Annotated in this window: 11 protein-coding genes and 2 CRISPR repeat arrays (1 of these 13 cut by a window edge); of the genes, 2 read left to right on the forward strand and 9 right to left on the reverse strand. The window is 60.9% G+C overall.

All coding sequences use genetic code 11. From position 1 onward, the window contains the following. Position 1: 1 nt before the first annotated feature. Complete coding sequence (locus tag RVY79_RS04145) at positions 2 to 946, forward strand: glycerophosphodiester phosphodiesterase (RefSeq protein ID WP_317462766.1); 945 nt, start codon at positions 2 to 4, stop codon at positions 944 to 946. Between the two features lie 36 nt (positions 947 to 982). Here the strand turns inward: RVY79_RS04145 and RVY79_RS04150 are convergent, their stop codons facing one another. From RVY79_RS04150 to cas1f, 7 genes are all read right to left on the reverse strand, one after another. Continuing rightward, positions 983 to 1,270 carry a HigA family addiction module antitoxin gene (locus RVY79_RS04150; RefSeq protein WP_317462767.1) on the reverse strand — a complete coding sequence of 96 codons (288 nt, stop codon included), beginning with the start codon at positions 1,268 to 1,270 and terminating at the stop codon, positions 983 to 985. A gap of 140 nt (positions 1,271 to 1,410) precedes the next feature. Further along, positions 1,411 to 6,359: direct repeats of the CRISPR family, unit length 28 nt; unit sequence TTTCTGAGCTGCCTGGGCGGCAGCGCAC. 129 nt (positions 6,360 to 6,488) lie between these two features. Further along, entirely contained in the window at positions 6,489 to 7,058 is a 570-nt protein-coding gene (cas6f, locus tag RVY79_RS04155; RefSeq protein ID WP_317462768.1) for a type I-F CRISPR-associated endoribonuclease Cas6/Csy4, read from the reverse strand. 3 nt (positions 7,059 to 7,061) lie between these two features. After that, a complete protein-coding gene (csy3, locus tag RVY79_RS04160; protein ID WP_246898341.1) occupies positions 7,062 to 8,093 on the reverse strand; it encodes a type I-F CRISPR-associated protein Csy3 in 1,032 nt (343 codons plus the stop codon). A 17-nt stretch (positions 8,094 to 8,110) separates the two neighbouring features. Continuing rightward, positions 8,111 to 9,070, reverse strand: coding sequence for a type I-F CRISPR-associated protein Csy2 (csy2, locus tag RVY79_RS04165; RefSeq protein WP_317462769.1), 960 nt, complete (start codon positions 9,068 to 9,070; stop codon positions 8,111 to 8,113). Continuing rightward, on the reverse strand, positions 9,063 to 10,436 hold the full coding sequence (gene csy1 / locus RVY79_RS04170) for a type I-F CRISPR-associated protein Csy1 (RefSeq protein WP_317462770.1): 1,374 nt from the start codon (positions 10,434 to 10,436) through the stop codon (positions 9,063 to 9,065). The genes csy2 and csy1 overlap by 8 nt, the downstream gene beginning before the upstream one ends. 72 nt (positions 10,437 to 10,508) lie before the next feature. Beyond that, positions 10,509 to 13,853 (reverse strand): type I-F CRISPR-associated helicase Cas3f, encoded by a 3,345-nt coding sequence (cas3f, locus tag RVY79_RS04175; protein ID WP_317462771.1) that lies wholly within the window; start codon positions 13,851 to 13,853, stop codon positions 10,509 to 10,511. Beyond that, positions 13,850 to 14,824: a type I-F CRISPR-associated endonuclease Cas1f gene (cas1f, locus tag RVY79_RS04180; protein ID WP_246898334.1), complete on the reverse strand. Its 975-nt coding sequence runs from the start codon at positions 14,822 to 14,824 to the stop codon at positions 13,850 to 13,852. Before cas1f ends, cas3f begins: the two co-directional genes overlap by 4 nt. Before the next feature lie 149 nt (positions 14,825 to 14,973). Between cas1f and RVY79_RS04185 the strand changes: the two genes are divergently transcribed. Then, positions 14,974 to 15,840, forward strand: a complete 867-nt coding sequence (locus tag RVY79_RS04185; RefSeq protein WP_317462772.1) for a WYL domain-containing protein — start codon at positions 14,974 to 14,976, stop codon at positions 15,838 to 15,840. 171 nt (positions 15,841 to 16,011) lie between these two features. Here the strand turns inward: RVY79_RS04185 and RVY79_RS04190 are convergent, their stop codons facing one another. Then, positions 16,012 to 17,259, reverse strand: coding sequence for a HipA domain-containing protein (locus RVY79_RS04190; protein WP_317462773.1), 1,248 nt, complete (start codon positions 17,257 to 17,259; stop codon positions 16,012 to 16,014). Next, complete coding sequence (locus tag RVY79_RS04195; protein ID WP_317462774.1) at positions 17,252 to 17,656, reverse strand: helix-turn-helix transcriptional regulator; 405 nt, start codon at positions 17,654 to 17,656, stop codon at positions 17,252 to 17,254. Before RVY79_RS04195 ends, RVY79_RS04190 begins: the two co-directional genes overlap by 8 nt. 40 nt (positions 17,657 to 17,696) lie before the next feature. Continuing rightward, a CRISPR array of direct repeats spans positions 17,697 to 20,514; the repeat unit is 29 nt; unit sequence CGGTTTATCCCCGCGCCTGCGGGGAACGG (it continues 141 nt past the right edge of the window).

The following is a 20,514-nucleotide window of genomic DNA, read 5'->3' on the forward strand; positions in this document are numbered from 1 at the left end:
CATGTCGACTCTTCGACCCGCGCTTTCGTCCATGCTGGTCCTGCTCGGCAGCGCCACACTCGTGGCGCCCGTGGCCGCCCAAACCGACGCGCTCGAACAGCAACGCCAGGACCTCCAGAACGTCCAGGTCATCGCCCATCGCGGTGCCAGTGGCTACGCCCCGGAACATACCTGGTACGCCTACGACAAAGCACTCACCATGGGCGCCGACTACCTCGAGCTGGATGTGCACATGAGTGCCGATGGGCGCTTGGTGGCCATTCACGACACCACCCTGGAACGCACCACCGATGGGCAAGGGCCGGTGAAGGAACACAGCCTCGACGAACTCAAGGCACTCGACGCCGGCAGTTGGTTCAACAAGGCCCACCCGGAATACGCCGATGACGCCTACACCGGCGCCAAGCTGCTCACCCTGGACGAAGTCATCGACCGCTACGGCCAGGACGTGCGCTACTACATCGAAACCAAGTCACCCAAGGATTATCCCGAGCTGCAAGACGCCCTGGTCAGCAAGCTCGAAGCGGAAGGCCTGGTGCAATCGGGCTCCGTGGTCATCCAATCCTTCAGCCAAGCCAGCCTGCAGGAAGTACACAAGCTCAATCCCGATATTCCGCTTGTCCAACTGCTCTGGTACTCCCCCAGCGAAGACGGCGACACCCTCGAAGAATGGACCGATGTCACCCCCAGCCCGGCAAACATCACCGATGCTGACTTCCAGGCCATCGCCGACTATGCCGACGGCGTCGGCCCCAACTACCTCTACGAAGGTGAACCCGTCATCGACGCCGGCTTCATCGAACAGGCCCACGCCAACGACCTGCTGGTGCACGTTTACACCATCAACGACAAAGACCAGATGCGCCAACTGCTCGACTGGGACGTCGACGGCCTCTTCACCAACTTTCCCGATCGGCTGAAGGAAGTACTGGCAGAAGCAGAGTAAAACGCTTTATCCCCGCGTCTGCGGGGAACGGTTCACTCACGCACTCTGGTCGAGACGCACTACATCCGGCTGGTCACGATGCTCTGCCTGCCATAGCTCATAAGAAGTCTGGCGAGCCATCCAATGGCGTGCGGTACTTACACCCGCCCGCTCGAGACGGACCGCCAGATCGGGGCTAATGCCGCCATGCTCATTGACGACCCGAGACAGTGCAACGCGTGTCACACCGAGGCGTTTCGCGGCTTCAGTGATGCTGAGCCCCAGTGGTTCGAGCACATCCTCGCGCAGGCTTTCTCCGGGATGCAGGGGGTTGAACATAGCCATGATTCGCTACCTCTGCAGATGATAAAACGGGGGCATGCCCACGCCCTTGTCAGTGGTAATCCTCGTAGTTCACCATCTCGATTTGTATAGCATATATATACGCTATACAAACCACGAACGTCGCTTGCTTGAACGTGAGCTTTCTGAGCTGCCTGGGCGGCAGCGCACCCCTCCTTATGCCGCCAGTCGGCGACGGTATACTTCTGAGCTGCCTGGGCGGCAGCGCACTTGCGGCGGCTTGCCTCTATCGTGTCGATCATTTTCTGAGCTGCCTGGGCGGCAGCGCACGCTAGGCTCTGGCGACTCAGAATTTGAAGCCATTTCTGAGCTGCCTGGGCGGCAGCGAACTTCCAGGGCAGCATCGCGGATTGCCGGATCAATTTCTGAGCTGCCTGGGCGGCAGCGCACTCACGGGGTCGCGAGCCAGAAAGCCGCCTACTTTTCTGAGCTGCCTGGGCGGCAGCGCACGGGTCAATTACCCGCACCTGGCGGTTGTTCATTTTCTGAGCTGCCTGGGCGGCAGCGCACCGATGCCGACGGCAATCATCCATGGCCGTGCCTTTCTGAGCTGCCTGGGCGGCAGCGCACGTGCTGCTCTCCGGCACGCCAATGAATGAAATTTTCTGAGCTGCCTGGGCGGCAGCGCACGTCTTTGGCCTGGCGACGGTTTTGGTTGTCCATTTCTGAGCTGCCTGGGCGGCAGCGCACGGTGGCGGCGGCGCCAGCGAAGGGATCGAGCATTTCTGAGCTGCCTGGGCGGCAGCGCACAGGACGTCGCCGCCGTTACTCTGGCGGTCTACTTTCTGAGCTGCCTGGGCGGCAGCGCACCAGCAGCGGTCACGGCAACACTGCTGGGCATCTTTCTGAGCTGCCTGGGCGGCAGCGCACGAGCTCGCTCTGCGCGAACATGCTTAGGTCGATTTCTGAGCTGCCTGGGCGGCAGCGCACACATATCGCAGACCATTGAGGTAACGATCGATTTTCTGAGCTGCCTGGGCGGCAGCGCACTTGACGAGCTCGACGACTTGTTCGAGTGAAGTTTTCTGAGCTGCCTGGGCGGCAGCGCACCATGAGCGTTGGCTTGCGACCAAGCTCTTGCATTTCTGAGCTGCCTGGGCGGCAGCGCACCGCGGCTGACGCGATTCGTGCTCGCAACTTAATTTCTGAGCTGCCTGGGCGGCAGCGCACACAATCGCGGGTTAGTGCGAGTTGTAAGCATTTTTCTGAGCTGCCTGGGCGGCAGCGCACGATGCCGCGCGTCTTCTAGGCGTTAGCGTTAGTTTCTGAGCTGCCTGGGCGGCAGCGCACGAGTTGCTTCTGGGTTAAGGGCTGGTCTTTGTTTTCTGAGCTGCCTGGGCGGCAGCGCACTTGGAATGCGAGCGGCCGTAGTTAGTGTTGCCTTTCTGAGCTGCCTGGGCGGCAGCGCACGATCAAGATCGCCGCCGAACTGTTTCCGTTCCTTTCTGAGCTGCCTGGGCGGCAGCGCACAGGACCGCGCGGAGATCGCCGGGCGCCGCTACTTTCTGAGCTGCCTGGGCGGCAGCGCACACCGCCACCCACCAGCTCAGGTTGGCGTAGGTTTTCTGAGCTGCCTGGGCGGCAGCGCACCGACTACGCTCGCTCGAGACCGAGGTGTTTTCTTTCTGAGCTGCCTGGGCGGCAGCGCACCGGAGATTGAGAAGCTAACGGCCAAGGAGTCTTTTCTGAGCTGCCTGGGCGGCAGCGCACTGGGAATAGCTTTAAGTATCGCTGGCGTTATGTTTCTGAGCTGCCTGGGCGGCAGCGCACCAGTCCCTGGATACCAACCCGAATTACATCCATTTCTGAGCTGCCTGGGCGGCAGCGCACGCCGCGTCGATCAGCGACGGCGATACGGCCCATTTCTGAGCTGCCTGGGCGGCAGCGCACACCCGCCAACGCTCCAGGCGTCCCGCGTGGTATTTCTGAGCTGCCTGGGCGGCAGCGCACATCCAGCGGACAAGCCAACCATACCCCGATGATTTTCTGAGCTGCCTGGGCGGCAGCGCACACCAGGGCCGCGTTTACGTGCAAGACGTGGGCTTTCTGAGCTGCCTGGGCGGCAGCGCACAGACGTGCCGGGTGGCGCGCTACTCGCTGGGATTTCTGAGCTGCCTGGGCGGCAGCGCACCCTCGAAAGCGCACGCGCCTTTTCGACATCAATTTCTGAGCTGCCTGGGCGGCAGCGCACAGTGCGGGGTTATCCACTGCCTGGCGCAGCTTTTTCTGAGCTGCCTGGGCGGCAGCGCACGTGATGCGGCTGGCCCAGCGGGGCATGTGGATTTTCTGAGCTGCCTGGGCGGCAGCGCACGAAGCTTTGAAGCTTCGGCTAGCGCAACAAATTTTCTGAGCTGCCTGGGCGGCAGCGCACCGTCCCCGACGTCGCTATCGAGGTTCCATTCATTTCTGAGCTGCCTGGGCGGCAGCGCACGATGAACGCCGGCCGCGCGCCGCCTTGTGATATTTCTGAGCTGCCTGGGCGGCAGCGCACATGAGCGAGGGCCAGGCCGAGCACATCATCCATTTCTGAGCTGCCTGGGCGGCAGCGCACGGTTCGCATAATATATAAGGAATCAAATTAGCTTTCTGAGCTGCCTGGGCGGCAGCGCACACCGTGGCCTCAAAATCGGAATTTGACGCGTCTTTCTGAGCTGCCTGGGCGGCAGCGCACAGGAGCAGGGCTAGTCTTGGATGACACTGACATTTCTGAGCTGCCTGGGCGGCAGCGCACTCGCCGTCGACGACAAGCTTGTAGTAGCTGATTTTCTGAGCTGCCTGGGCGGCAGCGCACGGCTATGTCGTCGCTGACGCGTGCTATCGACCTTTCTGAGCTGCCTGGGCGGCAGCGCACACGCTCATGGCGGCTCTTTCCCTGCCCGCCACTTTCTGAGCTGCCTGGGCGGCAGCGCACCGCCCCGAAGGCTTGGTTTCCTGCGCTGTCGTTTTCTGAGCTGCCTGGGCGGCAGCGCACGAGCACCCGTTTCCACGTGCCGGCGACTGCGTTTTCTGAGCTGCCTGGGCGGCAGCGCACGCGAACGACAGCCGGATCTCCGCGACTGAGCATTTCTGAGCTGCCTGGGCGGCAGCGCACGTGACGTTGATCCGTCGCACCGCCGCCATCGATTTCTGAGCTGCCTGGGCGGCAGCGCACTATATCCGTCGCCGCCTGCGCGATGGCGACCTTTTCTGAGCTGCCTGGGCGGCAGCGCACCGTCTCGAACCCGAGGACCTCAACCTGCTGTTTTTCTGAGCTGCCTGGGCGGCAGCGCACTCACTGCCAAACCTCTTTCGTCTCGCGCTTGATTTCTGAGCTGCCTGGGCGGCAGCGCACGCGGCGTCTATCGCGACGGCGTGCGCTTGTGCTTTCTGAGCTGCCTGGGCGGCAGCGCACCCGCACGGTACTGGTCAACGTCGGCGCCTCGGTTTCTGAGCTGCCTGGGCGGCAGCGCACCACCGCTTCGGGCTTCTTGATATCCATCTTCTTTTCTGAGCTGCCTGGGCGGCAGCGCACGGACGCGACTGCCGTGAGCATCGGCGCGATCATTTCTGAGCTGCCTGGGCGGCAGCGCACGTGGCGCCGAAATAATCGGCAACGTCGCTCTGTTTCTGAGCTGCCTGGGCGGCAGCGCACCCGTCTGCCTATCCGGCGTTGATCGAGATGCATTTCTGAGCTGCCTGGGCGGCAGCGCACCGACCGAGACCCTAGAGGGAGAATGACATGGTTTCTGAGCTGCCTGGGCGGCAGCGCACTATTAGATAAGGAGTATAACCATGTGGACTGATTTCTGAGCTGCCTGGGCGGCAGCGCACCCGGTAGGCCTCATCCTCGCTCATCCCTTGCTTTTCTGAGCTGCCTGGGCGGCAGCGCACGCGCGCCAGCACGCCGGTGGCGGCCCGCTTGATTTCTGAGCTGCCTGGGCGGCAGCGCACAGCCAGTTCCCGGTCGTTGAGTCCACTGGTGATTTCTGAGCTGCCTGGGCGGCAGCGCACTGGCCGACCTGCTCGATGGACTGAATCCGGCCTTTCTGAGCTGCCTGGGCGGCAGCGCACGCCCGCCGCTCAGGCCGAGCGCTGGGCTATCCTTTCTGAGCTGCCTGGGCGGCAGCGCACGGCGAGCGGCTCGAAAACGCCCATGCCCAGCTTTTCTGAGCTGCCTGGGCGGCAGCGCACGTGCTGGTATCGGCCCGCAGCCGGTTGGACGATTTCTGAGCTGCCTGGGCGGCAGCGCACCGTAAACGACGCCAAACCCAATGATCCGCGAAATTTCTGAGCTGCCTGGGCGGCAGCGCACAACAAGTTGACCCAGAGCTGATGAGCCATTCTTTTCTGAGCTGCCTGGGCGGCAGCGCACGAGCGTAGTGGCACTGGTCACGCCCTTGTCGATTTCTGAGCTGCCTGGGCGGCAGCGCACGCACCGCGCTGGCGCTGTCGCTCGACCTGGTCTTTCTGAGCTGCCTGGGCGGCAGCGCACCGGCATGTTCAGCGCCATTTTGTCCGGGTGATTTTCTGAGCTGCCTGGGCGGCAGCGCACTGACGCGTTCGACCGGCGCTGGAAGTCCGCCATTTCTGAGCTGCCTGGGCGGCAGCGCACCCCGTCATCTTCGCGCGCATCGACGAGCTGCCTTTCTGAGCTGCCTGGGCGGCAGCGCACCCGTGTGGCCGGCAAGTAACGAATCCCCGCAATTTCTGAGCTGCCTGGGCGGCAGCGCACCAGATTAGCCGCAAGGCGACTGCCGAGGGCTGTTTCTGAGCTGCCTGGGCGGCAGCGCACTTTGCCGGCATCATGATGTCGCGGATCCATGCTTTCTGAGCTGCCTGGGCGGCAGCGCACATCGCCACCGCGCTCTTCGATGTCTTGCTCAATTTCTGAGCTGCCTGGGCGGCAGCGCACATTGAAGTTCGCCTGATGGAGAAGATAAACGATTTCTGAGCTGCCTGGGCGGCAGCGCACGTGTTGTCTCGACTCAGGCTGTACGACCTAGTTTTCTGAGCTGCCTGGGCGGCAGCGCAGGAAGGCAATCATGATCTATCTCAAATTCGTAGTTTCTGAGCTGCCTGGGCGGCAGCGCACTAGAGCTTATCATAGCTAAATGCCTGATTGTTAAAGAGCATTCGTGCAAAGAAAGCGCCACACCCTTTTGTAAGGGGTGGCGCTAGGTCATTGATTTATAAGGCACTTAAAAGCAGTGCCAAAAAAGGGTCAAAACCACGGCACGGTCGCTTCACGGCTCAACCCATAATGGTTGAAGTGTCCAGCCGCAGGCTCGTCCAGGGGGTCGCCGTGTTCGATAAACAGCGCAAAGCGTTGACCACTAGAACGGCTGTTCACTTGCACGAACGGCAGTGAGATCTTGCGTTCTGCGGGGGCCGATAGGCACTGGCGCGCTTCTTCTTCACTGATGTCATGACGACGCGCGTAGCGCTTGACCCGGCTTGGGCCGCCCGTATTGAACTGCCGCCGCGTAACACGACAATGGCGCTTGGCCGCCGGGACCGGTGCAATATCGGCAAGTTCGACGTGGTCACGCATGCCCGCCAACCATGAAAGCGCCATCAGTTGCTCGAGCCGCTCTTTCCGCGCATGTAGCCGCAACCGATCACCCGGCGTGCGTGCCCGCACGCCAGTTTTGTGGTCGGGCAGACTCACGCCGATATCATCGGCCTGCAGATCATAAAGCGCCCGATGGAGCTTGCTGTAGAGTGCGTTCATCAGCATCGACGCCGGAAACTCCGGGTCCGGCCGTAGCCGAATATCGAGATAATGGTCCATGGCTTACCCCGCTTCGCCGAAGACACCACCGCGAATCAAGGTCGCCATCACGAAGTGCTGCTGTTCCGTTTCCGGCACTTGATCCTTGATCATCCAATTATCCAGCAGCGAATAAAAATCCACTTTCTGCTTGGGCTGGCGATAGGCGGCACCCTGAGTGGTCACGGAGCCATAAGGCTCGACGGCGATGGGCCCGAGGTCACTGCCATCTTCCGGCGCCGGATACCAGGTATCGATGGTGCGGATGGCATTGCCCAGCTTCTGGGAGTGGATGGCGGCCACGTCGCCAACGCTATAGAGCGTCTTGCTTTTATCACCCCGTCCGCGCTCCAGAATCAGCTCTTGCGATGGGAAAACTTCCTGTCCGTTACCCACATGCGCAAAGGCGATGACTTCCAGAATCAAATGACGCTCGCCCGCGAGGGCATCCGCAATATCCTGAGCCAACTCCGAAGTTTGCGTATCACTGTCAAAACCGCGGAGTGACAAACTCAGTGCATCGAATGTCCATTCTTTGGCGACGTGGCCCTTTTCCATGCGCCGAATGCGCACCTCGACTTGTTCGGCGCCGACCCGGTTACGCCACAAGAAACGCCCATTCGCCAGGTTTTGGGCATAACGCCGCGCCAGTTCACCGAACCCTTGCGCCTTCACATAGTCCGCAACGGCCTGTTGCAACTTGGCTTGATAGTCGGCGTTATTGCATGCTGAAGGGGTACCCGCGCCGCCCAACACCCGCAACGTGAAACGGGCCATCAGCGTGTCGGTGTCATGGGGCAAGGTGGCGACATCGACGGTCTGGAGGTTGGGATTCTCGATTGCGGCATCCAGCTTGGCCGGATCTTGCTCCTTGGCCTTGAGGCGATTGGAGATCGTACCGCGCACCGACTTTTCACGAACCGACACCGCTTGCCAGTCTTCCAGCGCATCACGCTGCGACCACTGCCCGGCATAGAGCAATGCATCGGAGGGATCGAGTTTACGTTCAAAGGCGAGAACGGAAGCAGTTTTCAAAGCGTCGTCTTTCTTAGCCATTATTGGGCTCCTTGTCATTAAGCGCGGTGCGCGCGCTGGGCATAATCGTTGTTAAGGCGATAAAGACCGGCATCGAGATCGTTATCGACGTACCAGAGCAAGTCTTCGGGGCACGTCAAACGGTGAGGACTGATCCACTGTCCGATGGAGTAAATGCTTTCCACGAAGCGAAACGGGGTTTGCGTATCGCGCGCATTCGCCACGCTACCCGGCTCGAAGTGTTCGGAGATGGCGCCATACCCCACCGGAATCGGCACCAGCCAACCGGGATAAGGACGCCGTACTTCCCAGCTCACCTGTTCACTCTCGGGGTCGACATGGCATTCATGGTTGAGGCGCGATAGATCGAGCCACGCATCCAGCGCCGTCGCGTTTTCGTCTCGGGCTTGAAGAGTCCCGGTGTGCTCGGCAAGACGATCATCGCGTAACACCAGGGCAAAACCTGGCAACCAACGGCGTTTCAGACGCTTGAACTGTTTTTCGCGCTCACTCGAATTGTCATCCAGCGCGATCCACATCGGGCGTTGCCGATCCGGGGAAACACGCGGATTCGGCATCACGCTGCCACCCGCTATGCGCATACCGGCCACGATGTCCCCCGCCTGTTGTGCAATCTGCTGGCGCTGATCGTCCGTCGCCTTGGCAGTGATCGCAAATATCAGCGTGATGTCCAGATGGACACGCCCTTCTTCGACGATGGCAGCCGTACCACCGGTTTTATCGACAGGATTGCGAGTGAGGTGAAAAGCGCGGGTATAGCCGCCTTCGGTCGCTTGTGGCTCGACGTCGTGACATATCGTCCCGATACGATCCAGCGATACGTTGATATCCGCCGCCGCCAGCTTACGTTCCAGTGCATGCATCATGCCCACAAAGGCGCTCATGGCCGGAAAGCCCCACGTCATCGGGCTGGAAATCGCGTTAGCGTTTTGGATGCGAAGACGCGGCAGTACCAGAAGGTTATTAACGCTACTCATTGCCTTCTCCCTTCTGCCAATCGTCGAGACTTTCCAGATCGTCCATCAAGGCCTCCATCCAGCGGCGGTCGCTATCCAGCAAACGTTGCTGAGTGGCGTCCCGGGCAAGTTCCTTGTGCCAATGGCGAAATTCCACATCGCCCAGGGGCAACTTGCCTCCAAGTGCCGCATTGAGCCAATTAGCGAATCGCCGCCGAATCTCGTCAGGCCAGTCGGTGCTATTGCGGGCGTCGCGAAATTCGCTATCGTCTTGCGCACGGCCAGGATCCAGCCAGAAGGCTTCTTCTATCGCCAGGCGACAGTTTTCATCGGCGCTCCAGCCCGGTGGAAGTCCGTGCATCTGCATCGTGAATAGCGCGAGTTCATCCAGGATCATTGCCGTGTAGTCATCGCGCAAATCACGAGTATGCATATCCGTGTTGGGATTGGTTTCCAGAAATCGCTTCAGATCACCGACCAGTACCCGCACATCCTTGCGGCGCTCGAACACCCCATGGTGCGAGAGTACTGACTCGACCTTCAGCGGTGGACGAATATCGCGAACGTTCCAGCGCGGAGGTAATGAAGCCAGCAAGTAGCTATTACCGCCTCGTTCACTATTCAGTTGCGAGATATTCTGCGGCTTGGTACCGCCCATCTTTTGTGAAGCAATATTGGGATAGTCATGAACTTCTTGTTCGCCCAACTTTCCTTCGCGTTTGGCCTTGCGGGCCTCCTTGGCCGCGTCGCTAAATCGATCGCGATTGATCGTCTGAAAGACTTGATGTGCCAGCGAGGTTGCATAGAGCGGCGCCAATAGATGGAAGTCATCGTCATCAGCCGCATCTTCTCCTGTCAGCCAGTAAACTTGCTTGGCACGAGTATGGGAGGCGTGTTCACCGCGAGGCTCGGTAATGGCGGCAAAGGCCTTTGCCCAAGCTTGTGACTGCTCTGCATTATCGCTCAAGGCACGCGCCAGCTCAGTGTCTTCCTCCAGCACTCGCTCCAGCAGCGATTTGCCATCGTACTTGAGCTTCAGGAATTTATAGACATCGAGTGCAGCCGCATTACCTACAACATCGCCATCGAAATCCGACGGTAAGACATGGCTCCCCACTCCTTGATGTTTAGCCAGAGACTCTGGGGGCGCATAAAGATTAGAGCCCTTTGCATCTGGATGAATGGGTTTAAGGGAGTGGGTTACGACTTGCAATTGGCTGACACGCCGCGCGGCATCGTTAAGCCAGTTTTCACGCTGAAACTGTTCAACCAGCGCTTGGTACTTCGGGTCATCGGGAGCCAGCTTTTCCGCTTTGGTATCGAAGCGTTCTTGTATGAAACGCTCGATTACCTCGCGTATCCCCGCTGCTTGTGGTGTCATTGTCATAGTTCATCCTAATCGACACACGTTTAACATTAGTTTACCTTCAACCCTATATCGCTTTACGTGCAAATTCACTCATCCCTTCTTCACAAATCCCAATACAGGGTGATAGCGCCACCCATGCGTGCTCTCGGGTGCACTGACGATGCCGAACGTGCGTGCGGCTCTATCCAACGAGATATCCAGGTCCTCGGCGAGATCGGCAAGCGCGGTCAGGTAGTCATCGGCGCCCCAGGGCTGAATGCGCTCGCCCCGTTCATGCTCCAGATCTATCCGCGCCATCAGGCTCTCTTCGACTTCTACGTAAAGCGTTTCACCACGCTTGGCACCGTCTTCCACGCGATGCAGTGTCCAGGTTTCTCCACCCTCATCGGGTAATAACGCGAGCGCTACGTCAGTCTGGGTGGGTTGGCGAAAACGCTGACGCTGGGTGAGTACGCCGGTCAGATGCATGCGCGGCACGGCATACCAGCTATAAGCTCCCAAGGGTGGTGGCGACGACTCCATGCCCAGCCTGCGTTCTTTTTTGGTCAGCGGCTGCGTGGGTGGCTCCAGCATTTGCGTTATCAGCCGCTGGTGCTCCAGATCGACCAGACTATCGCGCGGGGATAGCGTCTCGCGTGCCAGCACACGCGGCCGAGCGTCGATGATCTGATATTCATCCGGCGCGAGCAGCGCATTCAACGAGTGATTATTGAGTCGCCAAGCCTCATCGGTCTCGAATCCCGGACGCTGGAAAGCGAGTCGCCCAGGGTCTTCCAGGTGCTTGAGGTTGGTCTCCAGGAGCTGGATATTCGGCGTGTCGCAGCGCTTGTCGCGATGGCGCCATACCCGCCCGGCCAACTGGATGATCGAGCGCATGGAGGAAGGCTCGACAATCGCCCAGTCATAGTCGTGGTCGCGACCAACTTCGGTGACCGGGCTCCCGAGCACGATAAACAGATGGTCGGCTTCGTCGCTGCCATCCAGCAGACGCCGGATATCGGCCTGCTCGAACACATGGTCCGGCTCGGCACGTTGCAATGTGCGGTCCAAGCGGCGTTCTATTTCCGAGCGCATCACCAGCGGATGCCGCGAGTGATACACGCACAGATGGATGCGTTGCCCAGCGAAAGCGCCTTGTTGGAAGAGCGACCTGGCGACATCGACTAGCGGGTCGATATTGGCCATGCGGATCAAACCGAAGCTCACGCGCTTGCCGGTGACAGGATCAGGCGAATGGTGACGCTCGTGTAGCTGGGCAGCCTGTGTGCGCAGCACCTCGGCCAGGCCAGCACGAATCTCTTCCGGGCGCTTGCCCAATGCCGGCAAGGGAAGGAGTTCGCCTCGGCGGCGCACGGGACTCTCGGCCAGGCGCTTGAGGCGTCGATTTGCAAAGGCAGCATGCGCGGCGCTGAAGGCGTCACCGTCGGCGCAGTCCTGATGCTGGCGATCATTTTCGTCGAACCACGCACAGCAGATATCCACGGGCTGGCCTGGCTCGCCGCGATGACACTGATAAGCTTCACGCCCGCTGCGATACGCTTCATACAATCCGTGCACCAAGGCGGGCGGCAAAGTGGCCGATGACAGCAATACGCGCGAGCCGAGTAAGCCGGCCCAATGCACCAGGCGTGTCAAGGCCGGCAAGTCGTTGATATCGAAGTCGTCGATTTCATCGAGCACCAGATCGCTGCTCATCAAACGCAACATCGGCGCGATCTGGCGTCCGCCCCGTGTGCTTTCGGTGGCCGGCACCAGGTGGTCTACGGTGCAGACGAGAATGGGCGCGGCGATCAGCGAGCGTGTGCCCGGCTCATCCCCCAGGCGGCGAAGCACGGGATGCGTGTCGATATTGCCTTCGAATACCACGTGGGCATCTTCATCGATCAACCCTTGCGTCGAAGCCGAACCGCTGGCTTCGGCGTCTTTCTCGTAGTGCTCGAATAGTGCCTTGTTGGCACTGCCGCCGACCCGTACCGCGAGTTCATCTTCCCCAAGATGCAAGCGCTCGCGCAGCGCCTGGCCGGTTTGCAGCGTGAGCGTGCGAAGTCCCAGCGCGATGCTAAAACGCGCGCCCTGCTCCGAGTCCGCCAAGGCATACATGATGCGCCCGTTGGCCAGCGTTTTACCGCAACCGGTGGAGGCCATGTTGATGCCGAAAAAGCCCTGACGCTGGCTACGCTCACGCAGCGACTGGGCAAGGTCGAACGCCTTGTCCTGCCAGCGAAAGCGAGGATGATCGCTTCTCTTACGAAAGCCTTTATGCCGCGCCAGACGTGCTAAATGGCTCTCCACGGTCGGCAAGGCACGCGCGATGGCACTCGCGTGCTTTTCGACTCCCAGAATATGCTCATCGAGCAATTGGTTGGGTTGCCCTGTCTTGCGCACGGTATTGGCCACCAGTGGATAGTTGGGCTCTCCTCTTACCCGCCTGGCCGGATCTTCAAGACTCGAGTAGTGGTGATCCGCCAGCATCAGCGACAGGCGCGCAAGGTGCATGACATAAGGGCTATCGAGCCAGTTCGTGTCATCGGATAATCGCGCCAGTAGTCGTTTCGCCTGTTTGGCCGCGCGCTCGCGCCAACGTCGCGTGGAAAGCGGTAGCCCTTGGCTAAACGTCCAATACGGCGTGACCCGCTTCGACTCCTGAGTCGTGGGGATCTCGTTCCACTGCGCATTGATCAGCGACAGGACGTCCCCCAGTTGATCCATTTGCAGCGTGACATTCTGGCTGCCCCAACGGGTCGCGGGGTTCGATATGTCGTCGGGGGGCTTGAGAGGTAACCGGTGGTGACTCACGATCAGCCACCCGAGAGCCGCAGCCAAGGGCGGCAAACGTCGGAATATGGCGGAGGGCTCGGGGTCGAGGCCATCGCGTTCCATATTCTCTAACCAATCTGTTTCTTGATAATGCCCCTCGGCGAGTCGCGTGAGCCAGGTCGCGTCATCGTCGTCACCGACGAAGGCCTGGAAGAGCCGCAGCGACACCCATTCATGACGATACAGGTTGCGCCCTTCCAGCTTGCCTTGCAGCCGTTGCTGGAAGGCTGCGGAAGCCTTTCCCAGATCGTGCAGCAATGCTGACATGGACGCCAGCAGCAGGATGTCCTCGCCACTATGCCAATCATTTTCATCCTCGCGACGCAGAATATCCCGTGAGGTGGTATTGGTCGGTACCGCGCCCTGAAGGTTGAAGCGCTTGGCATCGCCGACCACCCACATCAGTTCGCTGTGATCGTGCCCGCGAATCCAGTGGCATGCCACGGCGGTATTCTTGCGCGCCGTCTTGCGCAGCAACTTTCTCAGCGTATCGAGCCCTTCGAGCGTAATCGGGGTTTGCCAGGTACGCTCTCCCCGGCGCTCGGCGAATTGATCGAGGACGCGTCGCGTTTCCTTTAACGCGTTCTTGTTGCATTGGGAGACCAGCAGCACATTCATGCGTCAGGCCCTCCGAGGTCGAGGGCCACGGCCTTGAGCGTATCGATCATGAAGTCGAGGGATTCGGTACGCGTCAGTCGCTCGATACATGCCTGACGAAACTCTTGTTCCTCGTCCCCTTTCATGGCCGAGAGAAACGCTTGCGGGAGAATGATGGCGTCCTTGACCAGGTCCGCGACATCGAAGACCAGACCTCCCCGACGCGTCTTGCCATGCAAGACCGCCAGGCCATGGGGAATTCCCAGAACCCAGGTCGCCGTTGCCGCCAGCCCGTAGGCGAGGTAATTGCCATGGTCGAGAAATCGATTCGCGGGGTCGGCGCCACTGCCCCGCTTGGCGCGCGTGAACTGGCCATACTTGACGGCTTGCGCCGCCAGCTTGAACAGCGTCTTGGTCAGACGCGCCTCGAGCGTCAGTAATTCCACGGTATCGGATGCACTGGCAATCGCTTCTCGGTGTTGTGCCAAGGCATCACTCAAATGCTGGGCGGATATGTCAAAACCCGCCTCCTTGAGCGGCCGGCTTTGCCAGAGCGATTCGATGCGCGATAACCGCGCCATCTGGAAGGCACGGGCAGCATCGAGGCGCTTGTCATCATCGAACCAGAAACGCACCCAATGCTGCATATACTCGGTCGGTCGATACTCACTCTGCGGCGTCAGCCAGGCGACGTCCACATCGACTTCGTTCGCCGCGAACAGCGGCGTGCCGCCACCGCCACAAAATCCCACCAGCACACCGGCCTTGGCCAGCTCGCGCATCGCGGCCTGGGTAATCGACGTGCCCGTTCCCAGCAGTAGCGACGTCGTATTGGCAATAGGGATGTTCCAGTAGCGCGACTGCTTGCCTTCGTCGGTGACATACTCGACACGACCGCCATTGACCAGGACCCGGCAATGTTGGAGGTAATAAAGATTCGCGCGTTTGGAGTGCAGGATCGTTTTTAGATCCGACGGTGACAAATCATCCATGGAACCTCCGGCATTGGGGGCGGCTACAACGGCTTACGCTCTGTTACCCTCATATAAGCAAAGTCGCTTGAGCCCGACTAGCCCATGGATAAAACACCAGGGGAATTTTCCGGCCGGTTGCGCAAGTGAAAGACCATGGGGGATGCATCATGAAGGAAATATCGCCGCTCGCCTGGGACACGCAGGCGCGTTATCACGTGATCGAGCTGTTGGCGTACTGGGAGGGGCGCGTCACGGCCGCCGCGCTGCGCGAGGCCTTTCAACTGGGCAAGGACCGGGCCCAGCAGGTGCTGCGCACTTACCGCGAGGAAGTCGCGGTGGATAACCTTGTCTACGATACGTCGCGCAAGGCGTGGGTACCGACACCGCATTTCACGCCGTATTTCATTCGCGGCCATGTGGATGAATATTTGCACCTGCTCGGCACGCACGATGCCTTGAATCCGCAGTTCGTGGGGCTGGGTCTGGGCGCGGCCAATACGGAATCGGTTCCGATGCCGATTCGCGATGTCTCGCCGGAAGTCGTGCGCACAGTGGTGTCGGCGGCGCGGGAGCGTCTGCGTCTGGAGGTCGTCTACGCGAGCTTTTCTTCCCCCCAAGGCGAGGACAGGCTCATTGCCCCGCACACCCTGGTCTATGCCGCAGGACGCTGGCACGTCCGTGCGTATTGCGAGAAGAACGCTGCCTTTCGCGATTTCGTGCTATCGCGCTTTCGCGGTGTGCCCGAGGCCATCGGCGATGCATTGCCCGCTGCGGCCCAAGCGAACGATGTGGACTGGGAGAATCGCCTGACACTGGAGATCATCCCCGACCGACGTCTCAGCCAAGCGGAACGCGAACTTATCGCGCAGGACTACGCCATGGAGGAGCACATGCTAGCGATCAACTGCCGCTGCGCGCTCGCCCAATACGTGCTGCGCGAATACGGCATCAATCATCGCCACGTGGAAGGCGACCCACGTGCCCAGCAGGTCGACCTTGGTAATCGCGAAGCCCTGCAGCAATGGCTTTATTGATTCGGGAGACTTCCTGTAGCGTGAGCGGGCAATCCTGAATAGTTATTCAACTCGCCGTGGCGCCTTGCTGGCTAGGTGTCACGTGCGCTCCCATAAGCCTCGGTTATAAGGTCCGGGTATTTCATCAGCGAGTATCAGGCCAGACAGATCGAAGGTGCAAGGCACTGACTTTTACAGTGCCAACCCTCGCTTGAGATCGTCATGCTCGAAAGCGCTGGCCATACGCTCGATCTCGGCCGGGCGTGCGCCAACCGCCCTGGCAGTATCCCGCCAGGTTGCGGTTACCACGGCAACTTCCTTGATGATCCGCCGAGCGTTCGCCAGCGTGAGCCCAAAATAGCCGGATGCTGCCTCCAGCAGACCGACCGAGCAGGTGCTCTCGTCGAGATCGATGTTCGTCGTTAACACCCGCGCCTTGAGGTCACTGGGAACCGGGTTGAGGTCATAGGCCGGAGCGAGTGACCATCCAGCGCTTCCCAACCACAAGAAGCCGTGATTGCGCAGATGATCGTCGACATTGGAAATCATCACGCTGAAGACGACGCGTCGATAAAGGGCGTGCGCATCTGTCTTTCCTTGAGCACCATGCGCGGTCAGAGCATCGACCATCTCGGGATAGCTGCCAGGTTCGCCATCCCTGGCGCCCATCATTGCCATCGCGGAAAGAAACGGGATGCGGGTGGTGCCGTCTCGGTCGAACCGCCTCGAGAGCATGACGGCCCGACCTCCCACGTCGACCAGTTCGTGCTGCGGAGTCACGATGCCAGCCTGGTTGGCCAAGCGGAGCGCGATTTCCTCCCAGGTCTCCACGCTATATTCGTCGGTATCCTTCGGGAACTTGGCGATAGAGAGGTGGCCGTGTTGGTCGATTACCGACGCTTTCGGGCGGGCTCCACCCAGGGAAGAACCGGGTGCAAAGATGAGCTGGAGATCTTCATCTGTTTCCTCATCACGCAAGACACGCTCCGTGACTTGGAGCAGCCGGCCCAGCTCGACGAGCGCGGGAACGCCAGTCTGAACCGGCGCCTGGAAAGATTCCTCGCCCACTCGGCGAAAACGCAGGGCGCCGAGCCGGGTCTCATCCGCTACCCCTAGCAGATAATCGCTCTCGGCAAGCGTTCGAACATTGCGACCTTCCCGCGCGGCACGCCTCCGCTCGGCACGTTGCATGAGACGCCGGCCCCAGGTATCAGGGGCCGAGTCTCCAATGGAGCCGAAACTGGTCAATCCCGCAGGCGGTGCAAAGGCCCCACGCGTGAGCGCAAGAGCAGGCTCCAGTGAGAAGCGATCCGGAGACTCGAGCCATGCGGCGTCGTATTCGAAGAGAATCCTCTCCGTGCCGCGCACGCGATTGCACCTGGCCAGACCGACTGGAGATGCTCCTCCATTGAGGTCGATATGCACTTCGAACTCAGTCATTGCGTGAAGACCTAGGTGATCGCGTCAACACGACTCGCTTGGGCAGCTCAGCGCTGGAAAGCGCCTGACCAACGCTGTCGTTGCCGATATCGGCGATGTGAGCAAGCCCATCGAGAAGTCCCAACGCCTGAAGAACGCTAGCATAGATACCGATGCCGACACTGGCGTCACCCGCCTCGATTCTCTGCAGGGTCGAACGTGAAGTAAAAGCGCGTTCCGCAACGACGGCCATGGTAAGCCGGCGCCGGCGTCGCGCATCATGAATGTCGGCCCCGAGCTTTCGCAGCGCGCGCCGCACAGCTGCCGGAGGATTATGAGGAGTCGCCATATGACATCTTCGTGCTACATAGTGATCTATTATGTAGCACGAAGTGCACATTAATGCCAGTTCAGCCATACGCAATGGTCTGTACTTTTCGCTCGGGTCGAATCCCGCCCGGTTTATCCCCGCGCCTGCGGGGAACGGCAGCTCGGGGTTTGCCGTGCCGCCGGTCATCGCGGTTTATCCCCGCGCCTGCGGGGAACGGCGGTAGTCGGGGAGCGTGTCGCCGTACATCGCCGGTTTATCCCCGCGCCTGCGGGGAACGGGAGTATGGCCGTTTTGCCTGACCCTGTTGGGGCGGTTTATCCCCGCGCCTGCGGGGAACGGACCGCCTGTCATCTCATCCTGCAGGATTTGGTCGGTTTATCCCCGCGCCTGCGGGGAACGGTGATCCCCCAGCCGCTCGATCTCCCGAGAGAGCGGTTTATCCCCGCGCCTGCGGGGAACGGTTAACAGGCGTATCCTCGGCAATATTGCAAACCGGTTTATCCCCGCGCCTGCGGGGAACGGATGTGGTCCGCCGGTGAAATCAGGTCCACATGCGGTTTATCCCCGCGCCTGCGGGGAACGGGCAAGCGGCCTCTGCCGCCACGCTATGCCGTCCGGTTTATCCCCGCGCCTGCGGGGAACGGGCGCTAGTGTGCCGACTGATTTACAGCCGCGTCGGTTTATCCCCGCGCCTGCGGGGAACGGTGAAATGCCACTGCAGCATCACATCGTGTCTACGGTTTATCCCCGCGCCTGCGGGGAACGGCGACAACTTCGTGCAGATCAACTTCGTAACGGCGGTTTATCCCCGCGCCTGCGGGGAACGGGTCAGCATGGACACGATTACGTCGCAGATTGACGGTTTATCCCCGCGCCTGCGGGGAACGGCAACCGGTTCAACAACCGCTCGACACAGATTACGGTTTATCCCCGCGCCTGCGGGGAACGGGCGTGCGGCGCTCCACCTCCATGTCGAGAATCCGGTTTATCCCCGCGCCTGCGGGGAACGGTATCGAGACGGATTTTATCCATGGGATATAACCGGTTTATCCCCGCGCCTGCGGGGAACGGGTGCTGGGCCGCACGTAAACCGGCTCCCTCGTCGGTTTATCCCCGCGCCTGCGGGGAACGGGAGCCCGTTACCGGGGCGTGTCTCCCGGCGCACGGTTTATCCCCGCGCCTGCGGGGAACGGATGTGCGGCTGATGCTCGCTTTCGCTGGGAGACGGTTTATCCCCGCGCCTGCGGGGAACGGATGCGTCGATTGTCTTTCTCGGCCTTCACCAGCGGTTTATCCCCGCGCCTGCGGGGAACGGGCTCGCCAGCGGCGACAAGAGCTGATCGAGCGCGGTTTATCCCCGCGCCTGCGGGGAACGGTCGGCAGTCGCGGAAGCGTTCTCGCGCACACTCGGTTTATCCCCGCGCCTGCGGGGAACGGTCGATGAGCTCGTTTTTCGACGGGTCGCGATACGGTTTATCCCCGCGCCTGCGGGGAACGGTATCTATTATTATGGGCATACCCATAAGGAGCCGGTTTATCCCCGCGCCTGCGGGGAACGGGCCACGCATGACCTTCATGATCGTGCTGTTCATGGTTTATCCCCGCGCCTGCGGGGAACGGGCTTGAGCCGGTACAGCTCGGTGCGGGCCTTGTCGGTTTATCCCCGCGCCTGCGGGGAACGGCCTATTAGCTGTCAGATAATCATGCGGGATACGGGTTTATCCCCGCGCCTGCGGGGAACGGCCGATCCAGCGGCAAGCATGCTCATAGACTCACGGTTTATCCCCGCGCCTGCGGGGAACGGGGGCTCGCCATCCCGGTTACGAACCTCCTCTCCGGTTTATCCCCGCGCCTGCGGGGAACGGGCATACTCACCCTGCATGACTATATACCCCGCCGGTTTATCCCCGCGCCTGCGGGGAACGGATAATGGAACGCTGTATCCCATGATATTGCTACGGTTTATCCCCGCGCCTGCGGGGAACGGTCGTCGTCGCCGGCAATGCCTGGCCCAAACCGCGGTTTATCCCCGCGCCTGCGGGGAACGGCGTCTGGGTTTGTTTTCATGATTCACCTCTGGCGGTTTATCCCCGCGCCTGCGGGGAACGGGGTGTTTATCTGCGCGACGAGGTGCGTGGCGACGGTTTATCCCCGCGCCTGCGGGGAACGGCGATTGATGCGAGCCACCCCTGGCGGTGAGGACGGTTTATCCCCGCGCCTGCGGGGAACGGATGCTGCTTGCGCATCTGGTTGATAGCAGCGACGGTTTATCCCCGCGCCTGCGGGGAACGGACTGCCATTTGCTGGCTAAACGTGGCGACAGACGGTTTATCCCCGCGCCTGCGGGGAACGGATCCCATTTGCGTGTATGCGCGTGCTAATAGTCGGTTTATCCCCGCGCCTGCGGGGAACGGCATGCTCAATCAGGGTGCATCGCCGCGAGTGGCGGTTTATCCCCGCGCCTGCGGGGAACGGGAGCCGGTCCAGCTCCTCGTAGTTGATATCGTCGGTTTATCCCCGCGCCTGCGGGGAACGGCCGTTCTGGATCAGCTCGGCCAAGCCCTTCATCGGTTTATCCCCGCGCCTGCGGGGAACGGGTAATGGAGCTGGTAATGGTGTCACTGAAAAGACGGTTTATCCCCGCGCCTGCGGGGAACGGAACGCGGCGACATAGATCACGGTTTTTGTTGCCGGTTTATCCCCGCGCCTGCGGGGAACGGGTCTTCATTGGCGAACGCTTCAGCGAGATCGGCGGTTTATCCCCGCGCCTGCGGGGAACGGTTCCTGCTCGATGGGCGTGGCCACCGCCTCGGCGGTTTATCCCCGCGCCTGCGGGGAACGGCAACGCGTGGATTGCTTCGTCTCAGTCCTGGCCGGTTTATCCCCGCGCCTGCGGGGAACGGCGCTGGCAGCGACGCGCCCACTGTTTGAGCGTCGGTTTATCC

This window comes from Chromohalobacter sp. HP20-39 (assembly GCF_033052815.1).
Lineage (GTDB): Bacteria > Pseudomonadota > Gammaproteobacteria > Pseudomonadales > Halomonadaceae > Chromohalobacter.